This window comes from Sphingoaurantiacus capsulatus (genome assembly GCF_042648405.1).
Taxonomy (GTDB): Bacteria; Pseudomonadota; Alphaproteobacteria; order Sphingomonadales; family Sphingomonadaceae; genus Sphingoaurantiacus; species Sphingoaurantiacus capsulatus.
The window spans coordinates 199,054-220,258 of record NZ_JBHRXV010000004.1 but is presented as its reverse complement, the minus strand read 5'-3'; the positions used below and the strand labels follow the sequence as shown (position 1 = coordinate 220,258).

Annotated in this window: 17 protein-coding genes; 9 read left to right on the top strand and 8 right to left on the bottom strand. The window is 69.7% G+C overall.

Annotation, left to right across the window (positions count from 1 at the left end; all coding sequences use genetic code 11):
- Window positions 1–19: 19 nt before the first annotated feature.
- From ACFOMD_RS06255 to ACFOMD_RS06240, 4 genes are all read right to left on the bottom strand, one after another.
- Window positions 20–2,113: a glycosyltransferase gene (locus tag ACFOMD_RS06255; RefSeq protein WP_380858499.1), complete on the bottom strand. Its 2,094-nt coding sequence runs from the start codon at window positions 2,111–2,113 to the stop codon at window positions 20–22.
- Between the two features lie 14 nt (window positions 2,114–2,127).
- The gene (locus tag ACFOMD_RS06250) at window positions 2,128–3,294 is read right to left on the bottom strand and encodes an HlyD family efflux transporter periplasmic adaptor subunit (RefSeq protein ID WP_380858496.1); all 1,167 of its coding nucleotides are present in this window, start codon (window positions 3,292–3,294) and stop codon (window positions 2,128–2,130) included.
- A 231-nt stretch (window positions 3,295–3,525) separates the two neighbouring features.
- Window positions 3,526–4,047, bottom strand: a complete 522-nt coding sequence (locus tag ACFOMD_RS06245; RefSeq protein ID WP_380858494.1) for a phosphoribosyltransferase — start codon at window positions 4,045–4,047, stop codon at window positions 3,526–3,528.
- Window positions 4,044–5,066, bottom strand: coding sequence for an adenosine deaminase (locus ACFOMD_RS06240; protein WP_380858491.1), 1,023 nt, complete (start codon window positions 5,064–5,066; stop codon window positions 4,044–4,046). The genes ACFOMD_RS06245 and ACFOMD_RS06240 overlap by 4 nt, the downstream gene beginning before the upstream one ends.
- Window positions 5,067–5,182: 116 nt before the next feature.
- On the opposite strand from ACFOMD_RS06240, the gene ACFOMD_RS06235 reads away from it, so the two are divergent.
- A complete protein-coding gene (locus tag ACFOMD_RS06235) occupies window positions 5,183–5,719 on the top strand; it encodes a 3'-5' exonuclease (protein WP_380858488.1) in 537 nt (178 codons plus the stop codon).
- Here ACFOMD_RS06235 and ACFOMD_RS06230 read toward each other — a convergent pair.
- The 3 genes from ACFOMD_RS06230 to ACFOMD_RS06220 are packed head-to-tail and all read right to left on the bottom strand — an operon-like array spanning window position 5,716 to window position 8,281.
- Window positions 5,716–5,937: a hypothetical protein gene (locus ACFOMD_RS06230; RefSeq protein WP_380858485.1), complete on the bottom strand. Its 222-nt coding sequence runs from the start codon at window positions 5,935–5,937 to the stop codon at window positions 5,716–5,718. The two genes, ACFOMD_RS06235 and ACFOMD_RS06230, sit on opposite strands and share 4 nt — an antisense overlap.
- Before the next feature lie 2 nt (window positions 5,938–5,939).
- Window positions 5,940–7,667 (bottom strand): flotillin family protein, encoded by a 1,728-nt coding sequence (locus tag ACFOMD_RS06225; RefSeq protein ID WP_380858482.1) that lies wholly within the window; start codon window positions 7,665–7,667, stop codon window positions 5,940–5,942.
- Entirely contained in the window at window positions 7,667–8,281 is a 615-nt protein-coding gene (locus ACFOMD_RS06220) for a YqiJ family protein (protein ID WP_380858479.1), read from the bottom strand. The genes ACFOMD_RS06225 and ACFOMD_RS06220 overlap by 1 nt, the downstream gene beginning before the upstream one ends.
- Window positions 8,282–8,516: 235 nt before the next feature.
- On the opposite strand from ACFOMD_RS06220, the gene ACFOMD_RS06215 reads away from it, so the two are divergent.
- The 8 genes from ACFOMD_RS06215 (at window position 8,517) to ACFOMD_RS06180 (ending at window position 20,027) form a co-directional block, all read left to right on the top strand.
- Entirely contained in the window at window positions 8,517–9,986 is a 1,470-nt protein-coding gene (locus ACFOMD_RS06215) for an efflux transporter outer membrane subunit (RefSeq protein WP_380858476.1), read from the top strand.
- Window positions 9,986–11,377, top strand: a complete 1,392-nt coding sequence (locus tag ACFOMD_RS06210) for an efflux RND transporter periplasmic adaptor subunit (RefSeq protein ID WP_380858473.1) — start codon at window positions 9,986–9,988, stop codon at window positions 11,375–11,377. Before ACFOMD_RS06215 ends, ACFOMD_RS06210 begins: the two co-directional genes overlap by 1 nt.
- Window positions 11,367–12,071, top strand: coding sequence for an ABC transporter ATP-binding protein (locus ACFOMD_RS06205; RefSeq protein ID WP_380858470.1), 705 nt, complete (start codon window positions 11,367–11,369; stop codon window positions 12,069–12,071). Before ACFOMD_RS06210 ends, ACFOMD_RS06205 begins: the two co-directional genes overlap by 11 nt.
- A gap of 2 nt (window positions 12,072–12,073) precedes the next feature.
- Window positions 12,074–13,282, top strand: coding sequence for an ABC transporter permease (locus ACFOMD_RS06200; RefSeq protein ID WP_380859583.1), 1,209 nt, complete (start codon window positions 12,074–12,076; stop codon window positions 13,280–13,282).
- Window positions 13,283–13,410: 128 nt separating this feature from the next.
- A complete protein-coding gene (locus ACFOMD_RS06195; protein ID WP_380858467.1) occupies window positions 13,411–13,680 on the top strand; it encodes a hypothetical protein in 270 nt (89 codons plus the stop codon).
- Window positions 13,667–14,863 carry a winged helix-turn-helix domain-containing protein gene (locus ACFOMD_RS06190; RefSeq protein WP_380858464.1) on the top strand — a complete coding sequence of 399 codons (1,197 nt, stop codon included), beginning with the start codon at window positions 13,667–13,669 and terminating at the stop codon, window positions 14,861–14,863. The genes ACFOMD_RS06195 and ACFOMD_RS06190 overlap by 14 nt, the downstream gene beginning before the upstream one ends.
- A 60-nt stretch (window positions 14,864–14,923) precedes the next feature.
- A complete protein-coding gene (locus tag ACFOMD_RS06185) occupies window positions 14,924–16,645 on the top strand; it encodes an N-acyl-D-amino-acid deacylase family protein (RefSeq protein WP_380858461.1) in 1,722 nt (573 codons plus the stop codon).
- 64 nt (window positions 16,646–16,709) lie between these two features.
- Window positions 16,710–20,027, top strand: coding sequence for an amidohydrolase family protein (locus ACFOMD_RS06180; protein WP_380858459.1), 3,318 nt, complete (start codon window positions 16,710–16,712; stop codon window positions 20,025–20,027).
- A 443-nt stretch (window positions 20,028–20,470) separates the two neighbouring features.
- Here ACFOMD_RS06180 and ACFOMD_RS06175 read toward each other — a convergent pair whose 3' ends face one another.
- Window positions 20,471–21,196: a LytTR family DNA-binding domain-containing protein gene (locus ACFOMD_RS06175; RefSeq protein ID WP_380858456.1), complete on the bottom strand. Its 726-nt coding sequence runs from the start codon at window positions 21,194–21,196 to the stop codon at window positions 20,471–20,473.
- Between the last annotated feature and the right edge of the window lie 9 nt (window positions 21,197–21,205).

Here is a 21,205-nt window from a genome sequence, read left to right as displayed (position 1 = left end):
GCGCAAAACTCAACGGCGATTAGGCGGCCACGCGTGCCGGCATCGGCACCACCACCGGCGGCTTCGCCGTCTCCGTCCAACGCCCCTCGATCGCCCGCGTCGCTGCGGTAAGCTTCCGCGTATCCTCCGGCGCGCTCTCCAGCACATGCCCGTCGTCGCGCATGTCCGCCGACCACAGCCGGCCGAGGATCGCCCAGGTCACCTGCCAGGCGTTCGGCCGCAGCACATTCTGCGCGATGTGGCCGGTGAACAGATGCACGACCAGCCGGTCGCGCTCGGCGTCGTCGGCGAACTCGAACACCACGCCCAGCCGCCCGCTGGCGCGCACCACCTTGCCGCCGATCGCGCCGACCCCGGCGATCGCCACCTTCACATGCTCGCCCACCGTGAACGCCGGCGCCTCGGGCCGCAGCCCGACGCCGATGCCGGACAGCGACATGTCGCCCCCCTTGGTCGCATACCAGTCGCCCGCCGCGGTGAAGATCGTCACTTCGGACGACAGCGGAAAGCGCTCCTCGGCGCGCATCGGCGACTTCTGCAGGCACATCATCGCGACGAGCAGCAGCACGACGATGTTGAGCCCGCCCCAGAACACCATCATCGGCATCAGCGCCTGTTCGTCGATGATGCGAAAATCGGGATGCGCGTTGAGCCCGAGCCCGACGATGGTCAGCGCGATCAGTGCGCTCGCGGTGAACCAGATGCCGGTCTCCCACCCGGCTCCGGCTGCCGCCGACCCCTTGGGCGTCACCTTGAAGATTAGGCCCTTCGGCCGGAACAAGGTCTGCAACGCCACGGGGAGGATGCGGAAGCTCTGGAACGATCCGAGGACATGCGAGGCGGCGGGGAAGTAGCGGCCGGCGGCCAGCATGGTGATCCCGCCGACCAGCCCGACGATCATCGGCAGCGCATAATGGAGGAACCCCGCCATATCGACGCGCAGCATCGGCGGCAGATTGAGCCACATGAACACGATCGGCGTGATGAACGAGAAGATCGTCATCAGGCTCTGGCTGATCCACGAACTCGGCAGGAACAGCAGCCGGTGGACGAACTTGAGGCCCGGCCCCAGCGGCCCTTCCTTCAGGTGCAGAATCTGGATGCCGCCCTGCGCCCAGCGCTGGCGCTGCACGAAGAAGGCGGCGACGCTCTCAGGCGCCAACCCATGCGCCAGCGGCTCGTTCAAATAGCGCGTGACATAGCCGTTCCGCAGGCTCGCCATCGTCAGCAGCATATCCTCGGTGATCGACCCTTCGGGCAGCCCGCCGCCGATGTCGTCGAACAGCTTCCGGCGCGTTACCGAGTTCGACCCGCAGCAGAAGGCCGCGTCCCAGGCATCGCGCCCGGGCATGATCGCCTCGAAGAAGAAGCGCTGGTCGTCGGGCATCGACCCGCGCAGCTGCAGGTTCGATTGCATCGGGTCGTGGTTGTAGAAGCTGTGCGGCACCTGGACGATGCCGATCTTCGGATCGTCGAAGAAGCCCATCGTGCGCATCAGGAAGTCGCGGCGCGGCACAAAATCGGCGTCGAACACCGCGACGAATTCGGCGCCGGTCACCGCCAGCGCATGGTTGATGTTGCCCGCCTTGGCGCCCTTGTTGTCGGGCCGGGTGATGTAGCCGGCGCCCTTCGACGCCGCATATTCCTGCAGCCAGGCGCGCCGTCCGTCGTCGAGCACCCAGACGCGCACCTCGGGCCAGTCGAGCGCAAGGCAGCCGAGAATGGTTTTCTCCAGCACCTCGCGGCCTTCGTTGTAGGTCGCGACGAACACGTCGACCGGCGGCAAGCGCTCGGGTGCGGCGGCCCGCAGCCGCGCCTCGCCGATGTCGGCCTCGCGGCTGCGATCCGCTTTCCGGGTCAGCGCGAGGTACAGGATACCCGCGTCGAACAGCGAGATCGCCTCGATGGCGAGGCAGGTCAGCGGCCACCAGAACATGGCGCCGCTTTGCTCCCACGGCATCGTCACCGTCAGCCGCCAGTGGAGATAGTAGAAAACCGCCGCCCAGGTGGTGGCGGTGATGCCCAGCCGCGATTTCCACACGCGGCGGAAGAACAGATGCCCGGCGATCACCAGCGCCAGCGGCGCCAGCGTCACCGCATCGATGTACGGCACCCCCGGGCTCCCGCTTAGCCGAAGCGGACTTCGGCAAGCCGGCCGACGTCGCAGCGCCGCTCGGGCGAGCCATGCGCCGGCGTGTCGAGCGTCACCTCGACGCTGATCTCGCGGTCGCTCGGCAGCGAGGAGGTCTTCGCCGCGAACAAGGTGTCGCTGCGCTGCGCCGCCGCGCCCGCGACGCGGGCGACACGCCCCGACTGCCAGCCGTCGCTGCCGATCAGCCGCACCTCGGCCTTGTTGCCCGGCCGGATCGCCTCGGCGCGCCGCTCAGGAAGCGCCACCTCGACGAAGCGCCGGCGGCAGTCGACGAGGTCGAGCACCGGCTCGCCCGCCCGCACCGCCGCGCCGGGGCTGGCCAGCTGCGACCACACCAAAGTTCCCGGCGGCGCCGCGAAATGCGCGCGCGCGTTCGCCTCGGCCCAGCGCCGCAGCGCCTCGGTGCGCTTCGCCGTTTGTTCGGAGACGATCTGCTCCAGTTGCTGACGCTGCAGCATCAGCCGGTCGCGCTGCTGCTCGGCGTAAGGCGCGTCATTATAGCCATCACCGATATAGACGCCGCGTGCCGCCGCCTCGCGCATCGCCTGGAACGAGCCGAGGCGTGCCTTCTCGGCATCGCAGCTTCCCGCCGCCATCGCGGCGGCCGACCTCGCGCGTTCGAGGCCGGCCGCTGTCATGAAGCCGCTCGCCATCAACTTCTCGGCGCGGACCAGCGCAGCCTGGCTCGCGCTCTTTTCAGAGTCGCAGGCAGAGGCGGACGCACCGGTGGCGCGGATTTCGGCGTTGAGGCGGCGGGCGGACGCGGTGGAGAAAACCTGGGCGCGCCCGGCCAGGCGCACTTCCTCGCTCGACAGTTCGGCGAGCTGCCGCTCGGCCAGCGCGAGGGCTGCGGTGGCCAGCTCGGCATCGGCCTTGAACTGGGCGACGTCGCCGGTGTCGTGCGACGGGGTGACGATGCTGAGGCGCGCCGGGGCGGCATAATAGCTGCCGACGGCGGGCAGCTCGGGAACGGTACCCTCGACCACCGCGGTAAGCCGGATGATCGGCGCGTTGACCGCCGCGCGGGTGGAGACATCGCCCATCACATAGGGCGCAAAACTCCAGCCGCCGAACGTCGCCAGCGAAATGATCAGCGCGACGCGTACCGGACGCGATCGGGCGATGCCCTCGAGCCTTCCCATCGGAAACCTGCCTTGTTGACTGAATTGCATGCGACGCAACCGCCCCTCGTCCGGCACCGCCGGCGGGAAAGGGCCGCGGCCGCCGAAACACAGGCGGCCGCGAGTCATCCGGGGGGAGTGCGACCAATGAGGACGGACGGCCGCGACAGGATGTCTGCAGCTGATAACGCCAGATTGGAGGTAATCTTTAGGTGCCGGTTCGACGAAATTTTCGCCGGTTCGGCGGACGCGTCAGGCGATGCGTTCGGGCACGATCTGCGCGTCGTGGATGACGTCCTCGGTGGGCGCCAGCGCCTCCCAGGGGAACACGAACCAGTCCTTGGTCACCGTCCGGTCGATCGTCCGCGCGCGATAGTCGACGCGCGCCTTCGACACCTGGTTGTCGATCAGCACGCCGAACCGCACCTGCGTCAGGTCGGCGCCCGCCGCCGCCAGCGCGCCGCGCAGCCGCTCGATGGTGCCGCCGCTGTCGTTGATGTCGTCGACGACCAGCAGTTTCTCCCCGCCGAGCGTCCGTGCCGCCAGCTTGCCGATCAGTGCCGCGCTGAACTCCTCGACGTCGGATGACCAGTCGACCGACAGCATCGGCAGGTGCGTCGCGTGCGACAGGTAGGTGCAGGGCGCGAGCCCGCCGCGGCCGATGCCGATCAGATGGTCGGGCCGCCAGCCGCCGCTCCGCACCGCCGCCGCCAGCGCCCGCACGTCGGCGACGAATTGCTCGTGCGAGATCGGGGTCAGGATCGGATCGCTCATGCCGACGCCGCCGCATAGGCATCGACGCTCGCCACATGCCGCGCGATCGTCGCGTCATCGAGAAACGAGCCGAGGAAGCTGTTCTTCGCCAGGGTGACGAAGTCGGCGCGGCTCAGCCGGCCGGTCGCGGCCAGCGCGCGGAAATTGTCGTTCACATAGCCCCCGAAATAGGCGGGATCGTCGGAGTTGACCGTCGCCCGCAGCCCCGCATCGAGCATCGCCCGCATCGGATGCGTGTCGAGGTGATCGACCACGCACAGCTTCAGGTTGGACAGCGGGCACACCGTCAAGGTCATCTTCTCGCGCGCCAGCCGCGCGACCAGCGCCGCATCCTCCAGCGCGCGGTTGCCATGGTCCAGCCGGTCGATGTGCAGCAGGTCGAGCGCCTGCCGCACATAGTCGGGCGGCCCTTCCTCGCCGGCATGCGCCACCCGCTTCAGCCCCATCGCGCCGGCGCGTTCGAACACCCGCGCGAACTTCTCCGGCGGATGCCCGACCTCCGACGAATCGAGCCCCACCGCCGCGAGCCTGTCGACCCACGGCTCCGCCATCTTCAAGGTTGCGAAGGCCGCGTCCTCGTCGAGATGCCGCAGGAAGCAGAGAATGAGCTTCGACGTCAGCCCATGCCTGCCTTCCGCCTCAGCCATCCCGGCGAGCAGCCCGCGCATCACCACATCGAACGGCACGCCCCGGTCGGTATGCGTCTGCGGATCGAAGAAAATCTCGGCGTGGCGGACGTTGTCCGCCGCCGCCCGGTCGAAATAGGCGAGCGCCAGGTCGCGGAAATCGTCCTCGGCGCGCAGCACGTCGGCGCCCTGATAATAGATGTCGAGGAAGTCCTGCAGCCGCGAAAAGCTGTACGCTGCGCGCAATTCCTCGACCGTCCCGAACGGGATCGCGATGCCATTGCGCTGCGCCAGCGCGAACATCTGCTCGGGCTCCAGCGATCCCTCGATATGCAGGTGCAGCTCGGCCTTGGGCAGGCCGGCGACGAAGGTATCGAGATCGGTGGGCGCCATCCCTGCTGACTGGCATGATTCGCTGCGCTGCGGAAAGCACGCGCTGACAAGTTTCGGTCAAGGTGGCGCGAATGTCACGTTGCCGCCCCGCGCGCGGGGGTCTAGGGCGGGGGCGAATGCGTATCCTCGCCATCGATTTCGAAACCGCCGACGTCACGCGCGACAGCGCCTGCGCGGTCGGGGCGGTGCTCGTCGAAAACGGCCGGGTGGTCGAAAGCTTCCACCGGCTGATCCGCCCGCCGCAATCCTATGTGCTGTTCACCGCCATTCACGGCATCCGCTGGGAAGACGTCGCCGACCAGCCGCGGTTCAACGAGATCTGGCCGGACCTCGCGCCGCTGGTCGCCGCCGCCGACCTGTTCGCCGCGCACAACGCCGGCTTCGATCGCAGCGTGATGTTCGGCTGCTGCGCGGCCTATGGCATCAAGGCGCCGACGCAGCGCTGGCTCTGCACGGTGAAGCTGTCGCGCACGCTCTGGAACATCTTCCCGACCAAGCTGCCCAACGTCTGCGATCATTTCGGCATCCCGCTCGATCACCATGACGCGCTGTCCGACGCGAGCGCCTGCGCCGAGATCGCCCGCCGCGCGGTGATCGGCGGCAACGTCCTCGAATGCGGCATCCTCGGCGACCGCCGGCTGGTCGCCGCCTAGAGTACGTCGCCGACGCCCTCGACGACCCCTTCGATCAGCTTGCCGCCGGCATCGAGCACCGCTTCCCCGGCGTCGAGCGCCAGCCGGCCGGTTGCCCGCGTCGCCGATAGCGCGATCCGCGCGGCGGCTTCAGGCGCTTCGAGCAGAATGTTGAAGCCGATTTCGGCGCCCACCTCCTCGGCGACCTCGCGGGCTTTCGACTTTTTCCGCGCCGCCATTGTCAGTCGCGTGCTTCCACCGGCTTGGCGGGTTCGGCGAGCTTCGCGGGCTCGGGCGCCGGCGGGCTGGCGATCGTACCCGCCGCGCTGGTCAGCCCGGCGAGCGACGTGCCGTCGAGGCCCAGTTCCTTGATCAGTCCGTCGACCAGCGGCGCCTGCGCGCGGTAGCGCAGCGCGGCGTTCACCGCCGCCGACGCGAGATTGGAATCCCCGTCGCCGCCACCGCCGCCCAGGCCCGCCGCGCCGCTGCCGGTGATGCCGTCGACCTGCACGATCTTGATGCTGTCGATCGATTCGAGCGGCTTCGCCGATTCACGGATGACCTCGGGCAGCACGCGCAGCAGGGCGAGCTTGGTCTGCAGCGAGATCTGGTCGCTCGACAGCAGGTTCGCCGCCTCGTTGATCGCGCGCTGGCCGGCGGCCTCGACCTCGAACCGCACTCGCGACGCCTCGGCCCGCAGCTTTTCCGCTTCGGCCTCGCCCTGTGCCGCCATCCGCGCCGCCTCGGCGCGGTCGGACGCCGCCTGCTTTTCGGCGTCGGCCTGCACGCGAACGCCGATCGCCTGCCGCTCGGCTTCCTTTGATGCTTCGATCAGCTCGATACGCTTGGCGCGGTCGGCGACTTCGGTCGCGCGCGCCGTCGTCACTTGCTCCTCGGCGGCGACGGCGGCGGCGCGTGCCTTGTCGGCCTCGGCCTTCGCCTGGCTCTCGTCGCGCGACTTGGCGGCGATGGCGATCTGCTGCTCCTGCCGGGCGATGGCGACCGCCTGCTCCTGCGCGATGCGCGCCTCGCTCACCGCGCGGTCGGCTTCGATCTGCGCCGAATCCACCTGCTGCTTGGCGGAAATCTTCGCCTGCTCGGCCTCGCGGCTGCGCTCGGCCTGCTGCTGCGCGACCTCGGCCGATTGGGCGGCGCGGCGGGTTTCCAGCTCGCGCTCCTGCTCTAGCCGCGCGAACTCGCCCTCGCGCGAAATCTCGAGGCTCTTGCGCTCGGCCTCGAGGTTCTTGGTCTCGATCTGGACGCGCGTGTCCTGCTCGATGTCGTTGCGCGCTTTCTTGCGCAGCTCGATCTGCTCGGTGAGCTTGGTCAGGCCCTCGGCGTCGAAGGCGTTGTTGGCGTTGAAATGCTCGATCGAAGTCTGGTCGAGTCCGGTCAGCGACACCGACTCCAGTTCGAGGCCGTTCATCGCCAGGTCGGCCGACGACACCTGCTGTACCTTCTGCACGAAGTCGGATCGCTGCTCGTGCAGCTGGCTCATCGTCATCCCGGCGGCGACCGACCGCAGCGCGTCGACGAACTTGCCCTCGATCAGCTCTTTCAGCTGCTCGGGGTGCATCGTGCGCATGCCGAGCGTCTGAGCGGCGATGGCGATCGACTCGCGGTCGGGGCGCACGCGGACATAGAATTCCGCCTTCACGTCGATGCGCATCCGGTCGGAGGTGATCAGCGCGTCGGCGTTCTTGCGCTCGACCGCGAGGCGCACGGTGTTCATGTTCACCGGCATCGTCTCGTGAAGGACGGGCAGCACCAGCGCGCCGCCGTTGATGACGACCTTCTCGCCGCCGAAGCCGGTGCGGACGAAGCCGATTTCCTTCGATGCGCGCTTGTAGAGCCGTGCCAGCACCACCCCGAGGATGATCAGCGTGATGAGCGCCACGCCGGCATAGAGGGTGATCGCGATCAGCGAGCCGGCGCTCTGCGCCACACCGGCGGGGACGAGTTCGTTCATCACAGGGCTCCCAGGTCGACCGCGGCGCGCGGCACGATGCCGACCGCCCGGAAATGGTTGGTTTCGCGGGCGACGATCAGCACCTCATCGCCTTCGAGGAAAATCTCGTCGGCGGTGTTGGGCTCGACGAGAATGTAGTGGCTCTGGCCGTGCACGTCATAGGCCCGCGCCCGCGCCGGCGAGCTGGCGGTCGCGGTGCCGACAACGATGGTCGCCCGCCGACCGACGAGGGTGCTGAGGCTGACGGCGGTTGTCTCGTCGCGCGGCATAATGCGGGCGATACCGCGCGCCAGCAGCGAGGTGACGGGCAGCGACGCTGCGGCGGCAGCGGGGACGGCGATCCACGGCGCGAGCAGTGCGCCAGCGGCGCCAGTCGCTAGTTGCTGGAGGATCAGGCCGGTGACGCCGAAGCTCGCCAGCGCCACGACGATAACCATGAGAAGCGGCAGCCGGCCGATGCCGAGCCAGCCCAGCCAGCCATGGTCGAGCCCATCGGCTTCCAGGTCGACCGCGCCCGTGCCGAGCCCGACGACCTCGACGATACCGATCAGCAGCATCAGCAGCAGGGCGGCCGAGAAGGCGATATTCTCCGGCGCGAGAAGAAAGTTGAGCATGTCCCCCCAATGACCTCACCATCGAAGATAGGAAGACCGGCGCTCTCCCTCAATGGGATTCGGCCGCACTCGTTACGGTAGTAGTTATCCCCAAGGCATAAGCGCCGGTCGTTACGTCGCGGCGACGGGACGCTTCAGGGGATTGCCGCCTGAAACGGCGTAAACGTCATATTGCAGTTGGAACGATCGCGCCGCTGAAGGCGTCTCGCAAGCTGCGGTATCAAGGGGCCAGAGCTTGTCGTTTCGCACGTTCGCTATTCGCTGCCTGCCGCTGGCGCTGCTCGCCGGCTGCACGGTCGGCCCCGACTATAAGGCGCTGAGCCCGGCCGAGCTGGGCGTGCCGGCGCGCTTCAACGCCGCCGCCGCCGATGTTGTCACGGCCGATCAGGTCGATCTCGCCCGCTGGTGGCGCGGCTTCAACGACCCGACGCTGACCACACTCGTCGAGCGCGGCCTCGCCGCCAATCTCGACATCTCGCAGGCCGGGTCGCGCCTGCGGCAGGCGCGCGCGTCGTTGCGCGGCACCCGTGGCGCGCTGTTCCCGACGCTGTCGGTCGGCGGCTCAGCGTCGCGCACCATCGGCCGCTCCGACGGCGCCTTCGTCGACGACAATGGCAACGTCACTACCACCGAAGGCGACCAGACCCGCTTCCAGCTCGGCTTCGACGCGGCTTACGAGGCGGACCTGTTCGGCGGCACCCGCCGCTCGATCGAGGCGGCGCGCGCCGATCTCGCCGGCAGCGAGGCGAGCCTGCGCTCGACGCAGCTCACCATCGCCTCCGAAATCGCACTCTCCTATCTCGACGCCCGCTTCGCGCAGGTGCAGCTCCGCGTCGCGCGTGACAGCCTCGCCTCGCTCGACGAGACGGTGCAGATCGTCGACTGGCGCGTGCAGGCCGGCCTCGTCGGCTCGCTCGATCTCGAACAGGCGCGTCAGCTCCGCGCCCAGACCGCCGGCAACATCCCGCAGCTCGAAGCCAGCTACACCGCCGCGGTCAACCGCCTCGCGGTGCTGCTCGGCGAGACGCCCGGCGCGGTGACGCCGCTGATCGACGCGGCCGCCGCGCGCGACATCCCGCTGGCCCCGGCGGCGTCGGACATTCCCGCCGACGTGCTGCGCCGCCGCCCCGACATCAGCATCGCCGAACGCAGCCTCGCGGCAGAGACCGCGCGCATCGGCGTGCAGACCGCGCAGCTCTATCCGGCGCTGCGTCTGTCGGGCTCGTTCGGCGGCTCGGGCCTCTCCATCGGCGATTCGATCGACACCTCGATCGGCAACCTCATCGCCAGCATCACCGCGCCGATCTTCCAGGGCGGGCAGATCCGTGCCGCCATCGAAGGCCAGCGCGCCGCCACCGACGCCGCGCTCGCCGCCTATCGTCAGGCGGTGCTCGTCGCGCTCGAGGAGACCGAGAACGCGCTGACCCAGGTCGCCGCCTCGGAGCGCCGTGAGCGCGAGGTGCTCGTCGCCGACGAGGCCTCGCGCAACGCCGTGCTGCTCGCGCGCAGCCAGTATCGCGCCGGCCTCTCCGACTTCCAGTCGCTCCTCGAATCCGAACGCAGCCTGCTGTCGAGCCAGGAGAGCCGCGTCGCCGCCCGCGCCGACCGGGCGATCGCCACCGTGCAACTCTACAAGGCGCTCGGCGGCGGCTGGCAGGCCGCGCCGCTGCCCGCCAGCGTCACAACTTCTGCAGCGAGGCCCTGATGGCAACGACCCCACCGCCCGCCGACAAGGCCGGTCTCGACGATTTCCTCGGCGCCAAGCCGCCGTCGCCGCTGCAGAAATATCTGAAGTGGGGCGCCATCGCGGTCGGCGCGCTGCTCGTTCTCTGGTTGCTCGCGAAGATCATCGGCGGCGGCGAGGAAGCGCCGCAGTATACGACCGTCCCGGTCGAGCGCGGCTCGCTGCGCGTCACCGTCTCGGCGACGGGCAACCTCCAGCCGACCAATCAGGTCGATGTCGGCTCCGAACTGTCGGGCACCGTCACCGAGGTCAACGTCGACAACAACGACAAGGTGCGCGCGGGGCAGGTGCTTGCCCGCCTTGATACCTCGCGCCTGCAGGACGCGATCAACCAGGCGCGTGCCTCGCTCGCCGCTGCGCAGGCCGGCGTCGCACAGGCCCGCGCCACCGCGACGCAGGAACGCGCCGACCTCAACCGGCTGGAGGAGGTTCGCAAGCTCTCGGGCGGCAAGGTGCCCGCCGCGACCGAGCTCGACGCCGCCCGCGCCGAATATCAGCGCGCGCTCGCCGGCGTGTCGTCCGCCGAAGCCTCGGTGGCGCAGGCCCGCGCGCAGCTCTCCGCCGACGAGACGCAGCTCTCAAAGGCGATCATCAAGTCGCCGGTGACGGGCGTGGTGCTGTCGCGCCAGATCGAGCCCGGCCAGACCGTCGCCGCTTCCTTGAACGCCCCTGTGCTGTTCGTCATCGCCGAGGATCTCGCGCAGATGCAGCTTGAGGTGAAGGTCGACGAGGCCGACGTCGGGCAGGTCGACAGCGGCCAGCGCGCCGAGTTCGCCGTCGACGCCTTCCCCGGCCGCCAGTTCGCCGCCTCGGTGAAGCGTGTCGACGTCGGCGCCAACGCCGGCACCGCCTCGTCTAGTTCGACCACCAGCACGTCGACCACCGGCCAGGTCGTCGCCTACACGGCGGTGCTCACCGTCTCCAACCCCGACCTCACGCTCCGCCCCGGCATGACCGCGACGGCGGAGATCGTCACCGCCGAACGCAACGGCGTGCTGCTGGTGCCCAACGCGGCGCTGCGCTTCTCGCCCGACGCGGCGGCGCGCGGCGGTTCGCAGGGTGGCGTCACCTCGGTGCTGGTGCCGCAGCGTCCGCGCCGCGGCGGCAATGCCGAGCGCGATGTCGCCATCGGCCGCGGCAGCAAGCAGACCGTCTACACCGTCGGCGCCGACGGCCAGCCGACCCCGATCCAGGTCACCGTCGGCGACAGCAACGGCAGCCAGACCGAAGTGTCGGGCCCGCAATTGAAGCCCGGCCTCAAGGTCATCACCGGCCAGCTCGCCAGCGGCGAGGCCGCCGGCGGCGCGGCGCCGGGCGGCGGCAGCGGCGGTCGAGGCCAGCGTGGCGGGTGATCATCTGATCTCGCTGCGCGGGATCACCAAGACTTTCGGCACCGGCCAGGCCGCGTTCCGCGCGCTGAAGGGCGTCGACCTCGATATCGAGGCGGGCGACTTCGTCGCGGTGATGGGCGCCTCGGGTTCGGGCAAGTCGACGACGATGAACATCCTCGGCTGCCTCGATGTGCCGACCGAGGGCAGCTACCAGTTTAAGGGTGTCCACGTCGAACAGCTCGATCGCGACCAGCGCGCGCTGCTCCGCCGCCGCTATCTCGGCTTCGTGTTTCAGGGCTTCAACCTGCTCGCCCGCACCAGCGCGCTCGAAAATGTCGAGCTGCCCTTGGTCTATCGCGGTGAGGACAAGAAGGCGCGCCACGATCTCGCGATGGCGGCGCTCGACAAGGTCGGGCTCGCCGACTGGTGGGACCACACGCCCGCCGAACTGTCGGGCGGCCAGCAGCAGCGCGTCGCCATTGCCCGCGCCATCGTCACCAGCCCCTCGGTGCTGCTCGCCGACGAGCCGACCGGCAACCTCGACAGCGAACGCTCGGTCGAGATCATGGAGCTGCTGTCGGGGCTCAACCGCGAGGGCGGCATCACCGTGCTGATGGTCACCCACGAGCCCGAAATGGCCGCCTTCGCGCGCACCATCGTCCGCTTCAAGGACGGGCTGATCGAAAAGGTCGAGCGCAACGAGGCCCGCCCGTGAGGATGCTCGGCACCACCATCACGCTCGCCTTCCGCGAAATCCGGCGCCACCTGCTGCGCTCCTTCCTCACCATCCTTGGCATCGTCATCGGCGTCGCCGCCGTCGTCACCATGGTGACGCTCGGCAACGGCGCGACGGCGGCGGTGCAGGAACAGATTTCCGGTCTTGGCGCCAACATCCTGCAGATCCGTCCCGGCCAGGGCTTCGGCCGCGGCGGCGGCGGGCCGCAGCCGCCCGACTTCGACGAAAAGGATGTCGAGGCCATCGCCGAACAGGTGGCGGGTGTCGCCGCCGTCGCTCCGCAGGCGCAGTCGTCGGGCATGGCGGTCAGGAATGCCGCCAACTGGTCGACCACGATCAACGGCACCACCGGCGCCTATTTCACCGCGCAGCAATGGGCGCTGGCGTCGGGCCGCATCTTCACGCCCGCCGAGGAGCAGGGCGGCAAGGCGGTGTGCATCATCGGCGCCACCGTTCAGCAGAATCTGTTCCGCCGCGACGATCCGGTGGGGCAGCGCATCCGCATCCGCGACATCTCCTGCGAGGTGGTCGGCTCGCTGGTGCGGCGCGGGCAGGGCGGCTTCGGCAACGATCAGGACGATGTCGTGATCATGCCGATCAAGACGGTGCAGCGCCGCTTCACCGGCAGCCGCGACATTCGCAACATCATGGTGTCGGTGAACCCGGCCTATGACAGCGCAACGGTGCAAAGCTCGATCAGCGACCTGCTGCGCGAACGCCGGAAATTGCAGGGCGGCGAGCCCGACAATTTCAACATTTTCGACACCGCGCAGATTTCCGAAACCCTGTCGGGCACCACGCGTATCCTCACCGCGCTGCTCGGCGCGGTCGCGGCGGTCAGCCTGCTCGTCGGCGGCATCGGCATCATGAATATCATGCTGGTGTCGGTGACCGAGCGCACCCGAGAGATCGGCATCCGCCTCGCCATCGGCGCGGTGGCGCGCGAGGTGCTGCTGCAATTCCTCGTCGAGGCGATTGCGCTCGCCTGTCTGGGCGGCGTCATCGGGCTGATCCTCGCGCTGCTCGCCTCGGTGTCGCTGGCGCCGCTGCTGCAGGTGCCCTTCATTTTCGACCCCCAGATCAACCTGCTCGCCTTCGTGTTTTCGGCGCTGATCGGCGTGGTGTTCGGCTATTTCCCGGCGCGCCGCGCCGCCTCGCTCAACCCCATCGACGCCCTCCGCCACGAATAAACTTATCCTCCCCGGAACGGGGAGGGGGACCCTGCGCAGCAGGGTGGAGGGGTCACGGCGCCGCCACCCCACCACCGCCTGCGGCGGCCCCCCTCCCCTTCCAGGGGAGGATCGGCTAATCGACGTGAATGGAACTCGACCTCCTCCTCTACCGCTATTTCGGCACCAATGATTTCGACGCGATCACCCCGGCGGTGTTCGACGCCGGCCGCGACCGGCTGACCTTCGACTTCGCCGACGAGAAGGACCCCGGCCGCCGCTTCGCGCTGTGGACCCTGATGTTCGTGTTCGAGATCGCGCCGAGCCCGGAGGAAGCCTTCAAGACCGAGGACGAGCGCCGCGCCGCGCGCATGTTCATCGACGCCGCCGCACAGCAAGGCGACGATGACGACGATTGAGCTGTCCGCCAAGGAAGCCCGCCGCATCGCCCTGACCGCCTCGGGGCTGGCGAAGCCGCGACCCGCACGCCCCGGCCCGGCGGCGTTCGATGCGATGCTCGACCGGCTGTCGATGGTCCAGATGGACTCGGTCAACGTGCTGGCCCGCGCCCACTACATGCCCGGCTTCGCGCGGCTGGGCGACTATGACCCCACGCTGCTGGACAAAGCCGCCTGGAGCCGCAAACGAAGTTTGTTCGAATATTGGGGCCATGCCGCCTGCCTGATCCGCACCGAGCTTCAGCCGGCGCTGCGCTGGCGGATGGAAGGGATGCGCGCCGGCACCGACGGCTATGTCGGCCTGCGCCGCTTCGCCGCCGAGCGTGGCGACTTCATCGCCGAGGTGCTGCGCCAGATCGAACAGCGCGGCCCGCTGGCGTCGCGCGAGCTTGAAGGCGGCGGCAAGGCGACCGGAAGCTGGTGGGGCTGGTCCGAAGGCAAACGCGCGCTCGAATGGCTGTTCTCCGCCGGCCTCGTCACCACCCACTCGCGCCCCGGCTTCGAGCGCATCTACGACATCACCGAGCGCGTCCTTCCCGAGGCGGTCGCCCTCCCGACGCCGACCCGCGAGGAAGGCCAGCGCCAGCTCATCCTCGCCGCCGCGCAGGCGCTCGGCGTCGGCACCGTCGCTGACCTCAGCACCTATTGGTACATCAAGCCGAAGGAAGGCGCGGCGCGCATCGCCGAGCTGGTCGAAGCCGGCGCGCTCGTTTCTGCGAAGGTGCAAGGCTGGCGCGATGCCGCCTGGCTGCTCCCCGGCATCACCTCGGCGCCGAAGCCGCAAGGCGCCGCCATCGTCTCCCCCTTCGACCCGCTGATGTGGGAGCGCGACCGCGTCGAGCGCATGTTCGATTTCCGCTACCGCATCGAAATCTACGTCCCCGCGCATCTGCGCCAGCACGGCTATTACGTCCTGCCCTTCCTGATGGGCGACCGCATCGCCGCGCGCCTCGATCTGAAGGCCGATCGCAAGGCCGGCACGCTGGTCGTGGCCGCCTCCCACCTCGAACCCGGCGCCGACCTCGGCGCCGTCGCCCCGGCGGTCTCCGCCGAACTGGCGCTGCTCGCGAAGTGGTTGAAGCTCGGCGCCATCCGCATCGACCCGCGCGGCGATCTCGCGCCGCATCTTTCCTCCCAAGGTTGAGAGCGGCGCGCCGCTGCCGCGGAGGTGGTAGGCTGTCCATCCTTGGGGAAGGAGGCCGCAATGACGGCAGGCTATGATCTGGTGATCCGCGGCGGCACGGTCGTCGACGGCAGCGGCAATGAGCGTTTCGACGGCGATGTCGCCATCCGCGACGGCCGCATCGCCGCGGTCGGCGCCTTCGCCGGCAGCGGCGCCGAGGAGATCGACGCGCGGGGCCGGCTCGTCACCCCGGGCTTCGTCGACATCCACACCCATTATGACGGCCAGGTCACTTGGGACGACCGGCTGCAGCCCTCGTCGTGGCACGGCGTCACCACCGTCGTCATGGGCAATTGCGGCGTCGGCTTCGCGCCGTGCCGCGCCGACGATCGCGACCGCCTGATCCGGCTGATGGAAGGCGTCGAGGACATTCCGTTTCCGGTGCTGACCGAGGGGCTGCCGTGGAACTGGCAGGACTTCCCGAGCTACCTCGATGCCCTCGCCGCCCGCCGCACCGACATCGATTTCGCCGCGCAGCTCCCGCACGCCGCGCTCCGCGTCAACGTGATGGGCGAGCGCGGCACCAACCGCGAGCCCGCCAGCGATGCAGACATCGCCGCGATGGCCGCGCAGGCGGAGGCCGCGATGCGCGCCGGCGCACTCGGCTTCACCACCTCGCGGACGCTCAACCACCGTACCAGCGACGGCCAGCCGACCCCCACGCTCACCGCCGCCGAGGACGAGCTGCAGGGCATCGCGCAGGGGCTGAAGCGCGCCGGCAGCGGCGTTCTCCAGTTCGTCACCGACTTCCCCGATCCGCTCGCCGAATTCGGCATGATGCGCCGCCTCGTCGAACGCTCGGGTCGGCCCTTGTCTTTCTCGCTGGTCCAGGCCGACCGCGCGCCCGATGCGTGGAAGATGCTGCTCGGTCTGCTCGAGGCGGCGACCGCCGACGGCCTCGAAATGCGCGCGCAGGTCGCCGGCCGCCCGGTCGGGATCATGCTCGGGCTCGAGCTGACGCTCAATCCGTTCAGCTTCCACCCGAGCTACCGCGAGATCGCGAAGCTCCCGCTCACCGAGCGTGTCGCCGCGCTGCGCGACCCGGCGTTCCGCGCCCGCCTGCTCGCCGAGGAAGCGGTGGGCGAGAACCCGATGGCGCGCGACACGCTCACCAATTTCGCGCGCATGTGGCTCATCACCACCCCGCCCGACTACGAGCAGACCGCGGAGACCACCGTCGCTGCCCGTGCCGCCCACGCCGGCGTCTCGCCCGCCGCCTACGCGCTCGACCATCTGCTCTCGGGCGACGGCCGTGGCATGATCTACCTGCCGTTCCTCAACTATTCGAACGACTCGCTCGTGCCCGCGCTGGCGATGATGCAGCACAAGGACACCGTGCTCGGCCTGTCGGACGGCGGCGCGCATGTCGGCACCATCTGCGACGGCAGCTTCCCGACCTCGATGCTCGTCCACTGGACGCGCGACCGTACCCGCGGCCCGAAGCTGCCGCTCGAATGGGTGATCAAAGCCCAGAGCGCCGACACCGCGGCCGCTGTCGGCCTGCACGACCGCGGCCTGCTCAGGCCCGGCTACAAGGCCGACCTCAACATCATCGATTACGACCGGCTGACCCTGCACGCGCCCGAAGTGCGCTTTGACCTACCTGCGGGCGGCAAGCGGCTGGTGCAGCGCGCCGACGGCTACGCCGCGACGATCGTCTCCGGGCAGGTCACCTACCGCCACGGCACCGCCACCTCGGCGCTGCCCGGCCGCTTGGTACGCGGCGGACGAAAGCCGGCTTGAACGATCGTTACGGCTGGGGTCTAACAGGCGCCATCCTGACTCCTCGCTCAAGGACCTGCCCCCGATGAAGCCGACTCTCGTCTCGCTGTTCGCGCTCGCCGTCGCCCTGCCTGCCGTCGCGCAAACCCCGCCGCCGGTCGCGGCGACGCAGGCGCCGGAGGATCAGGCGACCGATCCCGACCGCGACGCGGTGCTCCCCACGCCGACCCCCGGCGCGGCCTCGGGCACCGGCGACGCCGCCAAGCCCGACCCGAAGAAGTGGGACGTCAACGCGCCGACAGGCGCCACCATCCGCCAGGTCGCCATCGACACCGACGAAGGCAGCTGGATGGACGTCGACGTCAGCCCGGACGGCCGCACGCTCGCCTTCACCTTGCTCGGCGACATCTACACCATGCCGATCGCCGGCGGCACGCCGCGCCGCATCGCGGAAGGGCTGGCCTATGAATCGCAGCCGCGCTTCTCGCCCGACGGCCGCCGCATCGCCTTTACCTCGGACCGCGGCGGCGGCGACAATATCTGGGTGATGAACGCCGACGGCAGCGACAAGAGGCAGGTGACCAAGGAGGACTTCCGCCTCCTCTACCAGCCGAGCTGGAGCCCCGATGGCCGCTTCATCGCCGCGAAGAAGCATTTCACCACCGGCCGTTCGCTCGGCACCGGCGAAGTGTGGCTCTACCACGCCTCGGGCGGCGGCGGCGTGCTGCTGGTGAAGCGCCCCAACGAGCGCCACCAGAAGGAGCTGGGCGAGCCGGCGTTCAGCGCCGACGGCAAGAGCGTCTACTACACCAAGAACGTCACCCCCGGGCCGACCTTCGAATATGCGCAGGATTCGAACACGACGCTGTTCGAGATCGAGCGCTACGACCTCGACAGCGGCGAAACCTCGACGATCGTCTCCGGCAACGGCGGCTCGGTCCGCCCGACCCCGTCGCCCGACGGCAAGCGCCTCGCCTTCGTCCGGCGCGACGCCGGCAAGTCGAAGCTCTACGTCCGCGACCTCGCCTCGGGCGTCGAGACCAAAGTCTATGACGCGCTCGACCGCGACGTGCAGGAGACCTGGGCGGTCACCGGCGTCTACCCGAACATGGCGTGGACGCCCGACAGCCGCTCGATCGTCTTCTGGGCCGGCGGCAAGCTGAACCGCGTCGACGGCGATGGCGGCAACGCCCGCCAGATCCCGTTCCGCGTGTCGGACACCCGCGGCACCGCGGTCGCCACCCACCCGCAGATCGAGGTGTCGCCCGACCGCTTCACGACGAAGATGACCCGCTTCGCCGAGGTCTCGCCCGATGGCCGACAGGTGGTGTTCGAAAGCCTCGGCAAGCTTTGGGTGAAGCCGATGGCCGGCGGCGCGCCGAAGCGCCTGACCAGCGGCGGCGGCGACGGCTTCGAACTTTTCCCGTCGTGGTCGCGCGACGGCCGCACCCTCGTCTATGTCGACTGGACCGACCGCGGCCTCGGCCGCCTGCGCACCGTCGCGGCCTCGGGCGGCAAACCCCGGGACGTCACCAGCCAGCCCGGCCACTACGCCCGCCCAAGTTTTTCGCCCGATGGCCGCACCATCGTCTTCGAACGCGGCAGCGGCGGCCGCATCACCGCGCCGACGTGGAGCAACGACCCCGGCGTCTACCGCGTCGCCGCGTCGGGCGGCACTCCGGTGCGCGTCGCCAAGGACATGGCCCGCCCCCGCTTCGGGTCGGCCAACGACCGCCTGTTCATGGTCGCCGCCAAGGACGGCAAGCGTCAGCTGATCAGCACCGACCTGAGCGGCGAGGCGCAGCGCGTCCATGCCAGCGGCGAGCTCGCCAACGACTATGTCGTCTCGCCCGACGGCCGCTACGCCGCCTTCCGCCAGAATTATCAGGCCTTCGTCATGCCGCTGATGCCCGGCGGACAGGAAGTCGCGGTCGACATGAAGGGCGGCGCGATGCCGGTGGTGCGCGTCAGCGACGCCGGCGCCGACTATATCCACTGGTCGACCAACGGCGCGCAGCTCCACTGGAGCCTCGGCCCGACGGTCTTCACCGCCGCCACCAGCGCGCTGTTCCGTAGCCAGCCCGCCGGCGAGGACGCGCCGAAGTTCGAGGCGCCGAAGACCGGCGTTTCGCTCGCCCGCGAGGTCGCCGCGTCGAAGCCCGGCGGCACCGTCGCCCTCACCGGCGCGCGCCTTGTCACCATGGCGGGCGCCGACGGCGGCATCATCGACGACGGCGTCGTGGTCATCCGCGGCGACCGCATCGCCGCCGTCGGCCGCCGCGGCGAGGTCGCCGTTCCGGCAGGCGCGACCGTTGTCGACGTCACCGGCAAGACCATCATTCCCGGCCTCATCGACGCGCACGCGCACGGCCCGCAGGGTAGCGACGAGCTGGTGCCGCAGCAGAACTGGACCGCGCATTCCGATCTCGCGCTCGGCACCACGACGATCCACAACCCGTCCTCTTCGGCGAGCGACTTCTTCGCCGCGCAGGAAATGCAGCGCGCCGGCCTCATCCTCGCCCCGCGCCTGTTCTCGACCGGCGAGGTGGTCTACGGCGCCAAGGCGCCCGACGGCTATGCGCAGATCGACAGCCTCGACGATGCGCTGGCGCACATCCGCCGCCTGAAGGCGCAGGGCGCGCACAGCGTGAAGAACTACAACCAGCCGCGTCGCGAGCAGCGCCAGCAGGTGCTCGCTGCCGCCCGTCAGGAAAATATGCAGGTCGTCGTCGAGGGCGGCTCGCTGTTCGGCCTCGGCATCAGCCACATCATCGACGGCAACTCGACCTTCGAGCACAATCTGCCGCTCGACACCTTCTACAAGGACGTCGTCGACTTCTGGGCGGGCAGTCAGACCTATTACACCCCGACCTTGGTGGTGACCTTCGGCGGCCTCGCCGGCGATCCCTACTGGCGCTCGCACACCAACATCTGGGAGCAGCCCTTGCTCGCCGCCCACGCCCCGCCGGCGCTGCTCCGCGCCGACGGCGCCCGCCGCAACTCCGCGCCCGAAGCCGACTTCGTCGATGACGAGGCCGCGCGCGAGGCGCACAAGCTGGCGAAGCGCGGCGTGCCGGTGTCGATCGGCGCGCACGGCCAGCAGGCGGGCATCGGCGCCCATTGGGAGCTGTGGTCCTTCGTGCGCGGCGGCATGACGCCGATCGAGGCGCTGCGCGCCGGCACCATCGTCCCGGCGCAATCGCTGGGCATGGCCCGCGACATCGGCAGCCTCGAGGCGGGCAAGCTCGCCGACCTGGTGGTGCTCGACGCCGACCCCACCGCCGACATCCGCAACAGCGAAAAGGTCAGCCGCGTCATGCTCGGCGGCCACCTCTACGACGCGGCGACCCTCAACGAGGTGTCGACGGGCACCCGCAAGCGCCCGCCCTATTGGTGGGAGTGACGAATTTACATTTGTTAACTCGGGAAAATCGCCCGCCTCTGGCACAAGGGCCTCAGCAGCAGGCCGGGGGGCTCGCTGCGGGGTTACAGAGTATGGGGGACATCGGCTGGGGGGTTGATGTTAAGAGCGCCCGGAGCGACGGCTCCGGGCGCTCTTTCCACGTCTGAGCCACCCACCACCCAAGTCCCTCTCCCGCCTGCGGGAGAGGCTAGGTGAGGGTGTGCGAGCGCCAGCGAGCCATGATCCAGCAGACACCCTCTCCCTCCCACGGCTACGCCGCGGGCCCCTCCCTCTCCCGCAAGCGGGCGAGGGGAACCTGTTGCGATGCGCTGACGGACGGGCGCTTGCGTCGCTGATACAGCGCCCACCGGCCAAATCCTTCTCCCGCCTGCGGGAGAGGTTAGGTGAGGGTGTGCGAGCATCAGCGAGCCACGATCCGGCCGCTAACCCCGCGCCGCAAACCGCGCCCGAACCGCCGCGCTGAACGTCCGCCCCACCGGCACGAGCCGGCCATCGCTCAGCCGAACCCCCGCCGCCTCCATCCCCGCCACCGCGCCCTCGGCCACCCACCAGCGCCGATGCACCTGCGCGCCCAGCCGCGCATCGAGCAGCGCCACCGCATCCGCCATCCGCATCAGGATCAGCGCGCTTTTCCCCGCCGCCCCATACACGCGCAGATAATGGTCCTCGGTCTCGATCGCGACGATCTCGCGCCCCACGTCCGCCGGCAGCTTGCCGGTCAGCGCAACCGGAAACCCCGCCGGCTCCGCCGCCTCGCCTGACACCGGCAGCACCGGCGCCCCCGCCTCACCCTTCGCCGAGCTGACCGCCGTCGCCCACGCCACCAGCAGCTGCACCGCCGCCACCGCGACGAACAGCGCCGGCAGCTGCGCGGGCGCATAGACCCGCCCCGGCTGCACCAGCGACATCGTCCACGCCACCACGAAGGTCATCGGCACCGCCGACAGCAGCGCCACCGCGCCGATCCGCGCCACCCCCGCGCGCAGCTTCGCCAGCGGCAGCACGGCTTGCGCCGCCATCACCGCCACCACCCCGGCGAGGGTCAGCCCCAGCCAGAAGCCATAGCGCGTCGCGGTCGGCAGCGCCGGATAGGTGCCGAACGGCCCGGCAAAGCCGAGCAGCAGCCCGACCGGAATCGCCGCCAGCACCGGCCGCGC